The organism is Actinacidiphila guanduensis (assembly GCF_900103985.1).
Lineage (GTDB): Bacteria > Actinomycetota > Actinomycetes > Streptomycetales > Streptomycetaceae > Actinacidiphila > Actinacidiphila guanduensis.
This window is the reverse complement of the sequence record NZ_FNIE01000002.1, coordinates 66,481-81,200: the sequence shown is the minus strand read 5'-3', so window position 1 is coordinate 81,200 and position 14,720 is coordinate 66,481. Positions and strand designations below refer to the sequence as shown.

Genomic DNA, 14,720 nt, shown 5'->3' with positions numbered 1-14,720 from the left:
CGGCGGTGCCTACGCGCCCGCGGCGGCCGGCTCGCCGCCGAATCGCTCGACGTACCCGGCCAGTTCCTCGTCGGTGATCTTCGCGAAGAGCACCGGCGGCACGGTGAAGGCGGTGCCGGCCGGTACGAAGGCCAGCGCGCGGGCCTCCTCGGCGGTGACCCAGGTCGCGTCGTCGGCCGGCAGCGCGAACGCGGCGCGCACGGCCCGGGCCGACGTGGGGATGAAGGGCTCGGAGACCACCGCGTACAGGTGGATGAGGTTCATCGCGGTGCGCAGGGTGAGCGCGGCCGCCTCCGGGTCGGCCTTGATCTGCATCCAGGGCGCCTTCTCCTCCAGGTAGGAGTTGCCGGCGCTCCACAGCGCGCGCAGCGCCTGCGCGGCCTTGCGGAACTGCAGGGTCTCCAGGTGGCCCTCGTACTCGGCGAGCAGGCCGGCGATCTGCTCGCCGAGCCGGGTCTCGGCCTCGCCGGCCGGGCCGCCGTCGGGCACCTGGTCGCCGAACCTCTTGCGGGAGAAGGACAGCACGCGGTTGACGAAGTTCCCGAGGGTGTCGGCCAGGTCCTTGTTGACCGAGGAGGCGAACAGCTCCCAGGTGAAGGAGGTGTCGTCGGACTCCGGCGCGTTCGCCATCAGGAAGTAGCGCCAGTAGTCGGCCGGCAGCAGTTCCAGGGCCGCGTCGGTGAAGATGCCGCGCCGCTGGGAGGTGGAGAACTTGCCGCCGTAGTAGTTCAGCCAGTTGAACGCCTTCACGTGGTCCACCCGCTTCCACGGCTCACGCGTGCCGATCTGCGTGGCGGGGAACATCACGGTGTGGAAGGGGACGTTGTCCTTGGCCATGAACTCGGTGTAGCGGACGGGGTGTTCACCGCCGTCCGCCTCGTACCACCAGGACTTCCAGTCGCGGTGGGCGGGGTCCTGGTCGGCCCACTCCCTGGTGGAACCGATGTACTCGATCGGCGCGTCGAACCAGACGTAGAAGACCTTGCCCTCGGCGGCCAGTTCGGGCCAGGTGTCGGCGGGCACGGGCACGCCCCAGTCGAGGTCCCGGGTGATCGACCGGTCCTGCAGCCCCTCCGTGAGCCACTTGCGGGCGATCGAGGAGGCCAGGGTCGGCCATTCGGCGCTGTTCGCGTCGATCCACGCCTCGACCTCGCCGGCCAGCTTGGACTGGAGGAGGAAGAGGTGCTTGGTCTCGCGGACCTCCAGGGCGCTGCTGCCGCTGATCGCCGAGCGGGCGTCGATCAGGTCGGTGGGGTCGAGCACCCGGGTGCAGTTCTCGCACTGGTCGCCGCGGGCCTTGTCGTAGCCGCAGTGCGGGCAGGTGCCGACGATGTAGCGGTCGGGCAGGAAGCGCTCGTCGGCGAGCGAGTAGACCTGGCGGATCGCCCGCTCCTCGATGAAGCCGTTCTCGTGCAGCTTGCGGGCGAAGTGCTGGGTGATGTCCCGGTTCTGCGCCGAGGAGCTGCGGCCGAAGTGGTCGAAGGCGAGGGCGAAGCCGTCGTAGACGGCCTTCTGGGCGTCGTGCGCCTGGGCGCAGAAGACGTCCACCGGCAGCCCGGCCTCCTTGGCGGCCAGCTCGGCGGGGGTGCCGTGCTCGTCGGTGGCGCAGATGTAGAGCACCTCGTGGCCCCGCTGGCGCAGGTACCGGGCGTAGACGTCCGCCGGGAGCATGGACCCCACCATGTTGCCCAGATGCTTGATCCCGTTGATATAGGGCAAGGCAGAGGTGATGAGGTGACGAGCCATTGCAGGCTGCTCCCAATTCGTTGCGAGGAGTGAGGAATTCGTCGACGGATCGTGAATATCGTATCGGACCGGCCGGGTGCTAACGGACCGGATTTTCCGGCTCCGCATCCTGGGCAACAGCGGCGAAGTGGGGCGGGGGACATCACTCCCGGTGACTGCACGTGCACATGCACGTGCAGATGCACGGGACATCGGTACGAGTTATCATCGCAGGTACCGGACAAGGCACTTAAGTAGGAGCGAGCGATGCGCCGGACGGAGAACGGAATGGCCGCGCAGGACCTTACGGGAGTGGTCTGGCAGAAGAGCCGTCACAGTAATGCCAATGGCACGTGCATGGAGTTTGCCGCACTGCCCGACGGCGAGGTGGCGGTCCGCAATTCCCGCTTCCCGGAGGGTCCGGCGCTGATTTACACCAGAGCCGAGATCGAATCGATGATCATCGGAGTGAAGGCCGGGGAGTTCGACCACCTTGTGCAGGAGCCGGCGCTGTAGCCGGAGCGGGGAACTCGAGGCGGCACCGAAGAACGGCGCGACGGGGACCCCCGTGGACGGCGGGGAAACGAACAGTGAACGGCAGTAATCGGCGGTGATCGGCCACGGCTGGCGGTGGCCGACGACAGCCGACAACGGGGAAACACAGAGGAACGGCGACAACGGGGCGGGGCACGGCCGGACACGCGGCCGGGCCCCTGCGGGCTGTCAGTACCCTGTGCCGGGCGCCATGAACAGCGCCCAGACCACCTTTCCGGCGGCGCCGAGCGGGTGCCAGCCCCAGCTCTCACTGAAGGACTCCACCAGGTGCAGCCCGCGGCCGGTCTCGGCCACGTAGTCGGGGTCCTTGGCGACCGGCGCCACCCCGCTGGGGTCGCGTACGGCGCACACCACGCGCGAGGTCCAGCGCACGACGCTGAGCCGCACCGGCACGCCGGGGGTGCCCAGCGGCACCGCGTACCGCAGCGCGTTGGTGACGAGTTCCGAGGCGACCAGTTCCATCGACTCGCGCAGCATCGGCAGGTCCCAGCGCTGCAGCGTGGCGCGGGTGAAGCGGCGTGCCTCGCGGACCGACTCGGGGGCGGCGGACAGCTCGCAGGTGGCCCCGTTGGCGGCGGCAAGGCGCTCAGGCGCGAGGACGCCCTGCCATAACGGTTCCAGCACTGCCTCTGTCCTCATACGAGCCCCCGAGGAGGTATCTGCACGGGCACCATGCTCATGGATCGGGACCCCCGTGTGCAAGAGCGTCTGCACGTGCATCTGCAAGGAATTTATGCACGTGACGATGGAGAGTGACGGAATGGGTACTGCCCGCAGCCCATTAGTGGCAGACTGCTGATGAACCAAGGGCGGAGCGTGACTCATGAGCGCAGGGCAGCCGGGAGGCGGGTCCATCGTGCGACGAATGCTGCTCGGGGCGCAGCTGCGGCGGCTGCGGGAGTCCCAGGGCATCACCCGTGAGACCGCGGGGTATTCGATCCGGGCCTCCGAGTCGAAGATCAGCCGGATGGAGCTGGGCCGGGTCAGCTTCAAGGAACGGGACGTGGCGGACCTGCTGACGCTCTACGGCGTGACCGAGGACGCCGAGCGGCTCGCCATGCTCGGGCTCGTCCGCGAGGCCAACGCGGCCGGCTGGTGGCACGGGTACGGCGAGGTGATGCCGACCTGGTTCCAGACCTATGTGGGCCTGGAGGAGTCGGCCGCCCTCATCCGCACCTTCGAGGTGCAGTTCGTGCACGGCCTGCTGCAGACCGAGGACTACATCAGGGCGGTGATCCGCCTCGGCCATCCGCAGGCGGCCGACCCCTGGGTGGAAAGACGAGTCGGCCTACGCCTGGAGCGGCAGAAGCTCCTCGTCTCCGAGCGGGCACCCCATTTCGTCTCGGTGATGGACGAGGGGGCTCTGCACCGGGCGTTCGGCGGCAGCCAGGTCATGCGGGGCCAGATCCAGCACATCCTCGAAACGGCGGAGGCGCCCAACGTCGATGTGCGCATCCTGCCCTTCGCCACCGGCGGGCACGGAGCCGGCGGCGGTGCCTTCACGCTGCTGAGCTTCCCCGAGTCGGACCTGCCCGACCTGGTCTACCTGGAGCAGCTGACCGGGGCGCTCTACGTGGACAAGCACGACGAGGTCGTGGAGTACACCAAGGCGATGGACGCGCTGGACCGGGTCGCGCTCACGCCCGCACAGTCCCTCGACTGGCTGCGGGCCTACCAGCGGGAGCTGTGAGCACAGCTTAGCGATCTTCACCCCCGGTGCGCTGTCACCCTTGGGGGTGAATATCGGCGGACAGTACCCCGGGCACCCTCCCGTGCGGCAGCGCCGCCCGGCTACGTTTGCTGCAGGTCGCGCAGGTGCCCGTCGACGAGGGGAACGCGGGGTGCAGCAGGGGGAGCAGCGGCCCGAGCAGGCGGTACGGCCGGGTGACGCGGTCCCGGCGCCGACCCGCTGGGCCCGCACGTACCGGCTCCGGGACGTCACCGTCGTGGAGTTGAGCGGCGAGATCGACCTGGCGAGCGAGGCCGAGGTCACCCCGCACCTGCTGGCGGCCGCGCTGTGGCCGCGGCCGCCGCGGGTGGTGCTCGACCTCGGCCCGGTGGAGTTCATCGACTGCTTCGGCCTGTCGCTGCTGGTGCGCACCCGGCGCCGGGTGGCCGAGCGGGGCGGGCGGCTCGCCATGGTCTGCGACCGCCCCCAGACCCGCCGGCTGCTGCGGCTGACCGGCCTGGAGCCCCTCTTCAGCCCCGTACCCACCCTGGACGACGCGGTGGCGGGAGCGGCGGGCGACACCGGCACGCCGTAGGGACGCGGGCGGCTGTTCCGCGCGGCAGTTGGGGTTCTGCGGCGGTTCGGCGGCGCACGGCACGTTGCCGCGGCGGCCGTTGGCGACGGTTCTCCGGCGGGCCGCCGGCCGCGGACAGGAGTTGCCCCAGTGACGGTTCCGCGGCGCCGCTCGGTGGGCTCGTCCGTGAGGGGGCGGCGGCCCGAATTGCCCGGAGTGTCCCGGGTGGGAGCCCGCGCCGGGTTCGCCGCCGGGCACATGGCGACGCCGTACAGTGGCTTGCCGTACCTCGGCCCGATTCCCGGTGGAATGCGTGTTCTGTGACGTGCGGACGCCGGCCGGGCCGCGGGAGCCGGCGGGCCGGGGCTGCGACGCGGCAGCCGCCGACCCGAAGTGGACCCGGGGGGACCCGGAACGGACCTGGAGATGTGCGCATGGGCGTTCGTGGGCGGAAGCGCAGGCCCGGCCGCAAGCGCTGGGTCCTCGCGCTCGCGGGGGCCTTCGTCCTGCTCGTCGTCGGCGGCGCCGGCGCGGTCTACCTGAAGCTGAACGCCAACATCTCCACGTTCGACTCCGCCGGGCTCAGCAAGGACCGCCCGGACGCCGCGCAGGCCGACGCCGAGGGACACCGGGCCGTCAACGTGCTGTTGATCGGCTCCGACACTCGATCGGGTGAAAATGCCGCGCTCGGCGGCAAGGGCACCTCGGGCAGCATCGGCCGCTCGGACACCACGATCCTGCTGCACGTCTACCCCGACCACCGGCACGCCGTCGGCGTCTCCATCCCGCGCGACTCCCTGGTGGACATACCGCCGTGCCTGCTGCCGAACGGCACCTGGTCGCCGAACCAACCCTCCGCGATCTTCAACTCGGCCTTCTCCATGGGCGACACCGCCCAGGGCAACCCGGCCTGCACGCAGAACACCGTGGAGCGGCTGACCGGGATGCGGGTGGACCACACGATCGTGGTCGACTTCGAGGGCTTCGCGGCCATGACCTCGGCCGTCCACGGCGTCGAGGTGTGCGTGCCGAGCGACATCTACTCCTGGGACATGAACCCCGAACTGCGCTCCCGCGGCAAGCTGCTGCTCCGCAAGGGCATGCAGAACCTGTCCGGGCAGCAGGCGCTGGACTACGTGCGGATGCGGCACGGCATCGGCGACGGCTCGGACGTCGGCCGCATGATGCGCCAGCAGGCGTTCCTGTCCGCGCTGATCGCCAAGGTCAAGGGCGAGGGCATGAACCCGGGGACGCTGCTGCCGCTCGCCGACGCGGCCACCAAGGCGCTCACGGTGGACCCCGGGCTCGGCAGCGCGGCCAAGCTGGTGTCCTTCGGGCTGTCGCTGAAGAACGTGGACCTGAAGAACATCCAGTTCGTCACCGCGCCCTGGAAGTACGCCGGCTCGCGGATAGACCTGGTCCACCCGGACGTCGACGAGCTGTTCGCCGAACTCGCCGCCAACCGCACGCTGGAGGGCGGCAACGCCTCTGGCAAGGGCGGCTCCGGCCAGGGCGGGAAGCCCCGGCCGCTGCCCAGCGTGGACGGCACCGGCATTCCCGTCGCCGTCTTCAACGGCACCACCACCGACGGCCTGGCCGGCAAGGCGGCCGCCCGGCTCACCGCCTCGCACTTCACCGTGACCGGCACCGCGACCGCCCGCTCCCAGGACCACACGACGACCCTGATCGAGTACGGCCCGGCCGAGGAGGCGCAGGCGCGGACACTCGCCAGGCTCTTCCCGGGCGCGCAACTCGAGGAGTTCGCGATCCAGGGCATCAACCTGGTGGTGGGCGACGACTTCGCCAAGAGCGCCGCCGCCCCGCCCGAGTCCCTGCCGAAGTCGCTGACCGCGCAGGCCCGCAGCGCCGACACGAACCCCTGCGCCAAGCTCTCCTACGGGTGAGCGTCAGTCGGCAAGATTCGCCTGGGCCGTGACGCGGTCCACGCGGGCCCGCACCAGGTACTCGCCGGGCACCGCGTTGCGGGCGCCGAACTCCGCACCGCGCTCGGCCCCCATGTAGCGGGCGCCGATCCGGGTGCCCCAGTCCAGCAGCGCCACCGGGTCCTCGCTCAGCTCGGCGGTGCACTCCAGCAGGACGAAGGAGAACGGGGGCTCCTCGTCATCGACGCACAGCGCGAAGTGCGGGTCCCGCCGCAACGCCCGTCCCTTCAGCGAGGTCGCCCCGGTCATGAAGACCACATGGGCGCCCTCGGGATCGCTGTCGTCGATCAGGAACCAGACCGGCGTCACATGCGGCCGCCCGTCCTTGCGCACGACGGCCACCTTCCCCGTCCGCGTCCCACGCCCGGCAAACGCCCGCCACTCTTCCTCGCTCATCTCAGCCATGCCCCCAGGCTAGGGCCCGGCACCCCCCGGAGGGCCGCGGACGCGGCGGCGTCCGCCCCCGGTACGGCGCGGTACCGGTACGCCCGCGGGCGCGGCAGGGCCGCTGAGCCCGGCGGGCCGCTTCGGCATGCCGCCGGGCTCGGCGGGCATCTGGGTGGGGGCGTTTCGGCGCAGGGTTCCCGGAGCGCAGGCGCGGATAGCGCCGCCTGCTGTCGCCCCGCCGGGGGCGGCTCGCCCGCGGGCGCGGGCCCGGCGGGGACCGACCGGTGTCAGGCGGACTTCGCGGGGGCCCCGCCGCGGACCTCAAGGGTGGAGAGGAGGTCCGCGGTGGCGGCCGTCACCGCGTCGACCGCGCGGTCGAACGCCTCGCGGTTGTGGGCGGCCGGGGCGCGGAAGCCGGAGACCTTGCGGACGTACTGCAGGGCGGCCGCGCGGATGTCCTCGTCGTGGACCTCGGGCGTCATCGGCGGACGGAGAGTCTTGATGCTTCGGCACATACGTCCAGTGTGCCGCGGGGGGCTTACGGGGCGGCTTCTCGCCGCGGGGGTTCCCGTACGCCGCCGGGTGCCGCGCCACTGTGGCTGGTCGCGCCGTTCCCCGCGCCCCTTTCGGGTTCCCGTCTGCCCCACGGGGGTCGTACGCCGTCCAGAGGCCGGTGGCCTCTTCCCGCGCCGTTCCCCGCGCCCCTGAGGTGCTCGCCCTTCGCGCGCAGGGCGAGGTTTTTCAGGGGCGCGGGGAACTGCGCGACCAGCCATCCTCCGGCCTGGGGCCGGGAAGGGCGGAAACCCCTACGGCGGGTTGCCGTTCTTGGGGGCGCGGGGAACTGCGCGAGTAACCCGGGGACGGGAGGAGGTCCGGAGGCGGCGGGGAGCGCCCCGTCGGGGCGGGGGCGAAGCGTGACGGGGCGGGCGTCGAGCCCGAAGCGCACCGTGCGACCCCCTTGGCGCGCGGCACGCGAGATGCTTCAATGCTCGCGTTGGTTAGGAACCTTTCCTAACTGAACCGACTGCCCATGCGGCAACCGACGTTGGCCCGTCGCTCGCACCCCCTCGCGGGCAGCGACAGGCGGAAACGGAGACGCACGTGCACGCATCCCCCCACCACTCCCGTCACCCCCGTCACCCCCGCCGTCTCGCCCTCGGCCTGGCGGCAGCCGTCCTCGCCGGCGGAGCCTCCCTCGCGGTGAACGCCGCCGCGGGCGCGTCCACCCCGGCCGGGCTGGACGACCCGCACAAGAAGGAGATCGCGATGGAGCTGGTCTCCTCCGCCGAGAACTCCTCCCTGGACTGGAAGGCCCAGTACAAGTACATCGAGGACATCGGCGACGGCCGCGGCTACACCGCCGGCATCATCGGCTTCTGCTCCGGCACCGGCGACATGCTCGAACTCGTCCAGCACTACACCGACATGGAGCCGGGCAACCCGCTGGCGAAGTACCTCCCCGCCCTGGAGCAGGACAACGGCTCCGACTCGCACGCCGGCCTCGGCTCGGCGTTCGTCAGCGCGTGGAAGACGGCCGCCAAGGACACCGTCTTCCAGCAGGCGCAGAACGACGAGCGCGACGACGTGTACTTCAACCCGGCCGTGAACCAGGCCAAGTCCGACGGCCTGGGCACCCTCGGCCAGTTCATCTACTACGACGCCATCGTCATGCACGGCCCCGGCGACGACCCGGTCAGCTTCGGCGGCATCCGCAAGACGGCGATGAAGAAGGCGAAGACGCCCGCGCAGGGCGGCAACGAGACGACGTACCTCAACGCCTTCCTCGACGCCCGCAAGGCCGCGATGAAGACCGAGGACGCCCACGACGACACCAGCCGGGTGGACACCGAGCAGCGGGTCTTCCTCAACGCCGGGAACCTGCAGCTCGACCCGCCGCTGCACTGGAAGACCTACGGCGACTCCTACGAGATCCTGACCCTCCCCTAGTTCCTCCCCGCTCCGGGCCCCGCGCGGTCGCCCGCCGTGGGGCCCGGAGTGCGGCAGGGGTTGCCCTGGAGCGCGCTCCAAGGTGTTGGCTGGAGCGATGAAGTACACGGAGCTGGGGCGGACCGGGGTCAGGATCGCACGCGTGGTGCTGGGGACGATGAACTTCGGCTCCTACGTGCCCGCCGAGGAGAGCCACGCGCTGATGGACACCGCGCTGGAGGCCGGGGTCAACTTCTTCGACACGGCCAACATCTACGGGCGGGACACCCACAAGGGGCTCACCGAGGAGATCGTCGGGGAGTGGTTCGCCAAGGGCGGCGGGCGCCGGGACAAGGTCGTGCTCGCGACGAAGCTCTACGGCAACATGACCAACGACGGCACGCCCTGGCAGGAGCAGTCCTGGCCGAACCACGACCACCTCTCGGCGCTGAACATCCGGCGCGAGGTGGAGGCGAGCCTGCGGCGGCTGCGGACCGACCACATCGACGTCTACCAGTTCCACCACGTGGACCGCGCCACGCCGTGGGAGGAGATCTGGCAGGCGATCGACGTACTGGTCGCCCAGGGGAAGATCCTCTACGCGGCGTCCAGCAACTTCGCCGGCTGGCACCTCGTGCAGGCGAACGAGGCGGCGGCGCGGCGGGGTTCGCTCGGGCTGGTCAGCGAGCAGTGCCTGTACAACCTCTTCGAGCGCCGGGCCGAGCTGGACGTCCTGCCGGCCGCGCAGGCGTACGGGCTCGGCGTCATCCCCTGGTCGCCGCTGCACCAGGGGCTGCTGGGCGGCGCGCTGCGCAAGGAGCGCGAGGGAGGTGGGGCGCGGACCTCCGCGGGCCGCTCCCAGCGGGGCCTCGCCGACCCGGCCGTACGCACCCGCGTGCAGGCGTACGAGGAGCTGTGCGCCGAGCACGGGTTCGAGCCCGGCGAGGTCGCTCTCGCCTGGCTCCTCACCCGGCCTGGCGTCACAGCCCCCATCGTCGGCCCCCGCACCCCCGCCCACCTCACCTCGGCGCTGCGCGCCACCTCGCTCGAGCTGTCGGCCGAGTTCCTCGCCGCCCTCGACGCGATCTTCCCGGGCCCGGGCCCCGCCCCCGAAGCCTTCGCCTGGTAGCCCAAGGGCGAGTTTTCGAGGGGGGTTGGGGTTACCTCCCGGGTGAAGCTCTGGGGGCGGAACTGCGCGACCAGCCCTCCACCGGCGGGTGGCCCGGGGCGGACCGGGCTGCCCCTTTCGGCCGGTGGCGAAGCGCGACACCGTACCCATTGCGCGCGCCGTTCCCCGCGCCCCTATAGGGCTCGCCCTTCGCGCGTACGGCGAGGTTTTCAGGGGTGCGGGGGCGGTGGCGAAGCCCGACGGGGCGGCTGGGCCGCGGGGGCCCGGGGCCGCCCCGGGAGGAGGGGCGTGGTCAGCTCGGGGTAGTGGTGGGCCGCTGCGGAAGAAGCGCCTTGCACGTGTCGTACGCCTTCGCCGTCTTCGGGTCCGCCGTGTTGAGGCCGCGGAAAGCGCCGAAGCCGCGGCCCGCGCCGGGGGCGTTGGACGCACCGGGGGACGCCGTCGGGAGAGTGACGCCGTGGTCCTTCAGGCAGCTGGTGAACGCCTGGAAGGCGCTGCTGTTGGCGCCCCCGCCGGGACCGCCGCCCCGCCCGCCGAACTGCGGCCGCTTCGACGCGCACGCCTGCAGCGCCTTCTGGGTCGCCGGGTCCGGCGAGGCCCCGCCGAACCCCGGGAAACCGCCGCCGCCGAAACCGCGCCCGGCGCCCCCGGAGGGACGACCGGAGGGCCGCGCACCGCCCGAGGGCCGCTGGAAGGTCGGCAGGTTGAGGCCGTGCTGCGCGAGGCACTGCCGGTAGGCGTCCATCGCCTGGGCCCCGCCGCCGGCTGCCGACCCCGTCGCCGCGGCCGAACCCGTCGCCGTACCGGAGGGCTTGGCGTCCGCGGAGGAGGACGAGCCCGAGGAGCAGGCGGTCAGGGCGAAGGCGCCCGAGGCGAGCGCGGCGACGAACGCCCCCGCGCGGACCGCGGTGCGCCCCGCGGACGGCCGGCTGGTGGTCCAGGTCATGTCCGTGGGTCTCCTCGGGATTGCCGCGCCGGGTACGGGAAGGTTCGTGAAGGGCGTCGCCCGCGCGCACGCGCGGGACACGGGGACGAGCGGGCGACCGTCGAAGTGAACCCCCCGCAGGTGGGCGCTGCCGGGGACCCGGCTGTGAGTTCCCGGGGAGCCTCCCCACGCAGCGGCCCCGTACCGCGGCACACGCGGCCCGCTTCCTCCACGGAAGAACCGTTTTGCCGGGCGGCGGGGCCCCGGCACGGGCGGCGCCGCTCCCAGTGAACTCCCAGGGTTCTCCCAGGGGTTCAAAGGCGTACGAGGCCAGGATGCGCGGCATGAAGGTGCTCCCACGGCGGCGCAGGGCCGTCCTGATCAACTCGGTGCTCGGCGTGGTGGTCCTCGCGGGCGCCGGCGGCGCCTACGCGGCGGTGCACGACGACGGCAGCAACGCGTCGGGCGCGGGATCGGCCCGTACCGCCACGGTCACCACCGGCACCGTGCTCGCGACGGTCTCCGGCTCCGGGACGCTCTCCTCCCCGAGCGACGCGGGCGTGGACTTCACCACCGGCGGCACCCTCACCGAGGTCGACGTCAAGCCGGGCGACAAGGTGACCAAGGGCGAGGTGCTCGCGAAGGTCGACCCGACCGCGGCGAAGGAGACGCTCGCCCAGGCGCAGGCCTCGCTCACCGCGGCCGACGCGAACCTGACGAAGGTCGAGGAGGGCGAGACCCCGGCCTCGACCGGCAGCACCGACACCAGCGGCCGCGGCGGCTCGGGCACCCCGGTCGTGACGGCCACCCCGACCGTCGACCCGGCCCAACTCGCCTCCGCCCAGGAGCAGGTGACCGAGGCGCAGAACTCCGTGGACTCCGCGCAGCGCGCGGTCGACGGCTGCGTGCTCAAGGCCCCGGTGGCCGGCACGGTCGCCTCGGTGGCCGGCGAGAAGGGCGACACCGTCGCGGGCACCTCCGGCAGCGGCGGCGGCTCCGGCTCGGGCGCCTCGGGCGGCGGTTCGTCGTCGTCCTCGTCCACGAGCTCGTCGGCCTCCGGCGGCAGCACGCCGACCGGCTTCGTGGTGCTCACCAACCCCTCGGGCATGCAGGTCAAGGCCGACTTCTCCGAGGCGGACTCGCTGAAGATCAAGCCCGGCCAGTCCGCCACGGTCACGCTCAACGCCGAGTCCGGCACGGTGCTGCAGGCCAAGGTGCTCTCCATCAGCTCACTGCCCGTCAGCAGCGGCTCCAGCGGCGGCAGTTCGGGCTCCAGTGCGGTGCAGTACCCGGCCGTGCTCAGCATCACCGGCGACACCTCCGACCTGCGGACAGGGCTGTCCGCGAGCATCCAGGTCACCACCGGGCAGGCGAGCAACGCGCTGACGGTGCCGACCGCCGCGGTCTCCGGCACCGGCAGCAACCGCACCGTGCTCGTCGTCAACCCCGACGGTTCCACCACCCGCACGGCGGTCACCGTCGGCGTCGAGGGCGACACCACCGACCAGATCACCAGCGGGCTCAAGGCAGGCCAGCAGGTGCAGATCCCGCAGGTTGCCTCCGCGGGCAACGGCGGCTTCCCCAGCGGCGCCTTCCCCGGCGGCCTCGGCGGCGGCGCCAACCGGTTCGGCGGCGCGGGCGGCGGCGGTGGCTTCCGCACCGGCGGCTTCGCCGGCGGGGGTGGCCGCGGATGAGGCAGGCCCTGAGCAGCCGCCTGGGCCGGGCCGGCACCGGGCTGCACCGGCTGCGCGCCCGCACCGCGCCCGCGCCCGAGGCGCCGGAGGAGGCGGGCCCCTGGGGTCCGGCCCCGGTCATCGAGGTGCGCGCGCTGCGCAAGACCTACGGCACCGGCGACGCGGTCGTCCGCGCGCTGGGCGGCCCGCCCGACCCGGCCGGCGGCGAGCCCGCGGGCGTGGACCTCGTCGTCGAGCAGGGCGACTACGTCGCGGTGATGGGCAGTTCCGGATCCGGCAAGTCCACGCTGATGAACATCCTCGGCTGCCTGGACGTGCCGACCTCCGGCCGCTACCTGCTGGACGGCATCGACGTCGGCGGCCTGGACGAGCACCAGCTCTCCCTGGTCCGCAACCGCAAGATCGGCTTCGTCTTCCAGTCCTTCAACCTGGTGCCGCGCACCCCCGCCCTGGCGCAGGTCGAACTCCCCTTGGCCTACGCCGGGGTGAAGGCCGCCGAGCGGCGCCGCCGGGCGCTGGCCGCGCTCGCCCTGGTGGGTCTGGCCGACCGGGTGGACCACCGGCCCAACGAGCTGTCCGGCGGCCAGCAGCAGCGCGTCGCCGTCGCCCGCGCCCTGGTCACCGCGCCCGCGATGCTGCTCGCCGACGAGCCGACCGGCAACCTCGACAGCCGCAGCACCGAGGACGTGCTCGCCGTCATCGACCGGCTCAACGCCTCCGGGCGGACCGTCGTGCTCATCACCCATGAGGACGAGGTGGCCCGGCACGCCAAGCGGGTGCTGCGGCTGGTGGACGGCCGGATCGTCGCCGACGTCCGGCAGGCCGCCGCCGACGGCCCGCCGCCCGCCCTGCGCGACCCGGCGGCCTTCGCCGGCCACGCGCCCACCGCCCTGTCGGGCACCGCGGGGGGTGCGCTGCGGTGAACCCCGTCGAGATCCTGCGCTTCGCCGTGGGCGGCCTGGCCGCCAACAAGGTGCGCTCGGGCCTGACGATGCTGGGCGTCCTGATCGGCGTGGCCGCCGTGATCATCCTGCTCGCGGTCGGCAACGGCTCCTCGCAGTCGGTCAAGGACTCCATCGAGAAGCTCGGCACGAACGCGCTGACGATCAGCTCCGGCGGCGGCTTCGGCGCCTCCTCCGGCTCCGACACCAAGCCCCTCACGGTGGACGACGCCCGCGCGCTGGCCGACCCGGCGAGCGCCCCCGACATCTCCACGGTCGCCCCCGAGGTCACCACCTCGCAGACCGCCGTCTACAACGGCACCTCGCACACCGTCGGCCAGGTCGTCGGCACCTACCCGGCGTACTTCAAGACGTCCAACTCCAAGGTGGACAAGGGCGACTACTTCAGCGCCGACGACGTGCTCAACTCCCGCAAGGTGGCGGTGATCGGCTCCACCACCGCCACCGACCTGTTCGGCACCGCCTCGCCGGTCGGCAAGAAGCTCGTCATCGGCGGCACGCCGTTCACGGTCGTCGGCGAGCTGGCCACCAAAGGCGGCACCGGGTTCCAGGACCCGGACGACACCGTGATCGCGCCCCTGCCGACAGTGCAGAACGCCTTCACCGGCTTCGGCCCGGTCAGCCAGATCCTGGTCGAGGCGAAGTCCGCCGGCGCCACCACCCGCGCGCAGAACGAGATCACCACCGTGCTGATGGGCACGCACGGCATCAAGGACCCGAGCGCGCTGGACTTCCGGGTCTCCAGCCAGCAGTCGCTGCTGAGCACCCAGTCCGACACCAACAAGACGTTCACGGTGCTGCTCGGCGCGGTGGCCGCGATCTCGCTGCTCGTCGGCGGCATCGGCATCACCAACATCATGCTGGTCACCGTGACCGAGCGGACCCGCGAGATCGGCATCCGCAAGGCGATCGGCGCGCCCCGGGGCGTCATCCTCGGCCAGTTCCTCGCCGAGTCCACCCTGCTGTCGCTGCTCGGCGGCGGGCTCGGGGTGGTGGCCGGGCTGATCGGGTCGCGGTTCACGATCGTCGGCATCAAACCCGTGGTCATCCCGGCCTCGGTGTGGGGCGCCTTCGCCATCGCGGTCGCCATCGGCCTGTTCTTCGGTGGCTACCCGGCCAACCGCGCGGCGGGCCTGCGGCCCATCGAGGCCCTGCGGCACGAGTGAGGCCACCGACGCGGCGCCGCCCGGCGGCACCGCACGAGACATCGCAACGGACGAGGGAGAAAGCC

The 14,720-nt window shown here is 72.3% G+C and carries 14 protein-coding genes; 9 read left to right on the top strand and 5 right to left on the bottom strand.

Going from position 1 to position 14,720, the window contains the following annotated elements; genetic code table 11:
• Positions 1 to 9 precede the first annotated feature (9 nt).
• Positions 10 to 1,746 (bottom strand): methionine--tRNA ligase, encoded by a 1,737-nt coding sequence (metG, locus tag BLR33_RS03620; RefSeq protein WP_093782804.1) that lies wholly within the window; start codon positions 1,744 to 1,746, stop codon positions 10 to 12.
• Positions 1,747 to 1,992: 246 nt separating this feature from the next.
• Between metG and BLR33_RS03615 the strand changes: the two genes are divergently transcribed.
• Complete coding sequence (locus tag BLR33_RS03615) at positions 1,993 to 2,241, top strand: DUF397 domain-containing protein (RefSeq protein ID WP_093782803.1); 249 nt, start codon at positions 1,993 to 1,995, stop codon at positions 2,239 to 2,241.
• A 207-nt stretch (positions 2,242 to 2,448) separates the two neighbouring features.
• Here BLR33_RS03615 and BLR33_RS03610 read toward each other — a convergent pair whose 3' ends face one another.
• Positions 2,449 to 2,904, bottom strand: coding sequence for an ATP-binding protein (locus BLR33_RS03610; protein ID WP_245771137.1), 456 nt, complete (start codon positions 2,902 to 2,904; stop codon positions 2,449 to 2,451).
• 199 nt (positions 2,905 to 3,103) lie between these two features.
• On the opposite strand from BLR33_RS03610, the gene BLR33_RS03605 reads away from it, so the two are divergent.
• The 3 genes from BLR33_RS03605 (at position 3,104) to BLR33_RS03595 (ending at position 6,427) form a co-directional block, all read left to right on the top strand.
• Positions 3,104 to 3,970: a helix-turn-helix domain-containing protein gene (locus BLR33_RS03605; RefSeq protein ID WP_093782801.1), complete on the top strand. Its 867-nt coding sequence runs from the start codon at positions 3,104 to 3,106 to the stop codon at positions 3,968 to 3,970.
• Between the two features lie 151 nt (positions 3,971 to 4,121).
• Positions 4,122 to 4,544, top strand: coding sequence for an anti-sigma factor antagonist (locus BLR33_RS03600; protein WP_093782800.1), 423 nt, complete (start codon positions 4,122 to 4,124; stop codon positions 4,542 to 4,544).
• A gap of 413 nt (positions 4,545 to 4,957) precedes the next feature.
• A complete protein-coding gene (locus tag BLR33_RS03595; protein WP_093782799.1) occupies positions 4,958 to 6,427 on the top strand; it encodes an LCP family protein in 1,470 nt (489 codons plus the stop codon).
• A gap of 3 nt (positions 6,428 to 6,430) precedes the next feature.
• Here the strand turns inward: BLR33_RS03595 and BLR33_RS03590 are convergent, their stop codons facing one another.
• Both BLR33_RS03590 and BLR33_RS03585 read right to left on the bottom strand, forming a co-directional pair.
• Complete coding sequence (locus tag BLR33_RS03590) at positions 6,431 to 6,871, bottom strand: PPOX class F420-dependent oxidoreductase (protein WP_093782798.1); 441 nt, start codon at positions 6,869 to 6,871, stop codon at positions 6,431 to 6,433.
• A gap of 269 nt (positions 6,872 to 7,140) precedes the next feature.
• Positions 7,141 to 7,368, bottom strand: a complete 228-nt coding sequence (locus BLR33_RS03585; RefSeq protein WP_093782797.1) for a DUF2277 domain-containing protein — start codon at positions 7,366 to 7,368, stop codon at positions 7,141 to 7,143.
• 586 nt (positions 7,369 to 7,954) lie between these two features.
• Between BLR33_RS03585 and BLR33_RS03580 the strand changes: the two genes are divergently transcribed.
• Positions 7,955 to 8,800 carry a chitosanase gene (locus tag BLR33_RS03580; RefSeq protein WP_093782796.1) on the top strand — a complete coding sequence of 282 codons (846 nt, stop codon included), beginning with the start codon at positions 7,955 to 7,957 and terminating at the stop codon, positions 8,798 to 8,800.
• A 97-nt stretch (positions 8,801 to 8,897) separates the two neighbouring features.
• On the top strand, positions 8,898 to 9,908 hold the full coding sequence (locus tag BLR33_RS03575; protein WP_093782795.1) for an aldo/keto reductase: 1,011 nt from the start codon (positions 8,898 to 8,900) through the stop codon (positions 9,906 to 9,908).
• Between the two features lie 292 nt (positions 9,909 to 10,200).
• On the opposite strand, the gene BLR33_RS03570 is transcribed toward BLR33_RS03575, so the two are convergent.
• Positions 10,201 to 10,854 carry a hypothetical protein gene (locus BLR33_RS03570; protein WP_176930111.1) on the bottom strand — a complete coding sequence of 218 codons (654 nt, stop codon included), beginning with the start codon at positions 10,852 to 10,854 and terminating at the stop codon, positions 10,201 to 10,203.
• Between the two features lie 323 nt (positions 10,855 to 11,177).
• On the opposite strand from BLR33_RS03570, the gene BLR33_RS03565 reads away from it, so the two are divergent.
• Genes BLR33_RS03565 through BLR33_RS03555 form a run of 3 tightly spaced genes read left to right on the top strand, consistent with a single transcriptional unit; the run spans position 11,178 to position 14,655 of the window.
• Positions 11,178 to 12,527 carry an efflux RND transporter periplasmic adaptor subunit gene (locus BLR33_RS03565; protein WP_176930110.1) on the top strand — a complete coding sequence of 450 codons (1,350 nt, stop codon included), beginning with the start codon at positions 11,178 to 11,180 and terminating at the stop codon, positions 12,525 to 12,527.
• Entirely contained in the window at positions 12,524 to 13,450 is a 927-nt protein-coding gene (locus BLR33_RS03560) for an ABC transporter ATP-binding protein (RefSeq protein WP_093782793.1), read from the top strand. Before BLR33_RS03565 ends, BLR33_RS03560 begins: the two co-directional genes overlap by 4 nt.
• Positions 13,447 to 14,655, top strand: coding sequence for an ABC transporter permease (locus tag BLR33_RS03555; protein ID WP_093782792.1), 1,209 nt, complete (start codon positions 13,447 to 13,449; stop codon positions 14,653 to 14,655). The genes BLR33_RS03560 and BLR33_RS03555 overlap by 4 nt, the downstream gene beginning before the upstream one ends.
• Positions 14,656 to 14,720: the final 65 nt, after the last annotated feature.

Coding starts and splice junctions, on each gene's coding strand:
- BLR33_RS03605 (WP_093782801.1), top strand. CDS start 3,104: ATGAGCGCAGGGCAGCCGGGAGGCGGGTCCATCGTGCGACGAATGCTG.
- BLR33_RS03565 (WP_176930110.1), top strand. CDS start 11,178: ATGAAGGTGCTCCCACGGCGGCGCAGGGCCGTCCTGATCAACTCGGTG.
- BLR33_RS03575 (WP_093782795.1), top strand. CDS start 8,898: ATGAAGTACACGGAGCTGGGGCGGACCGGGGTCAGGATCGCACGCGTG.
- BLR33_RS03585 (WP_093782797.1), bottom strand. CDS start 7,368: ATGTGCCGAAGCATCAAGACTCTCCGTCCGCCGATGACGCCCGAGGTC.
- BLR33_RS03570 (WP_176930111.1), bottom strand. CDS start 10,854: ATGACCTGGACCACCAGCCGGCCGTCCGCGGGGCGCACCGCGGTCCGC.
- BLR33_RS03590 (WP_093782798.1), bottom strand. CDS start 6,871: ATGGCTGAGATGAGCGAGGAAGAGTGGCGGGCGTTTGCCGGGCGTGGG.
- BLR33_RS03560 (WP_093782793.1), top strand. CDS start 12,524: ATGAGGCAGGCCCTGAGCAGCCGCCTGGGCCGGGCCGGCACCGGGCTG.
- metG (WP_093782804.1), bottom strand. CDS start 1,746: ATGGCTCGTCACCTCATCACCTCTGCCTTGCCCTATATCAACGGGATC.
- BLR33_RS03615 (WP_093782803.1), top strand. CDS start 1,993: ATGCGCCGGACGGAGAACGGAATGGCCGCGCAGGACCTTACGGGAGTG.
- BLR33_RS03595 (WP_093782799.1), top strand. CDS start 4,958: ATGGGCGTTCGTGGGCGGAAGCGCAGGCCCGGCCGCAAGCGCTGGGTC.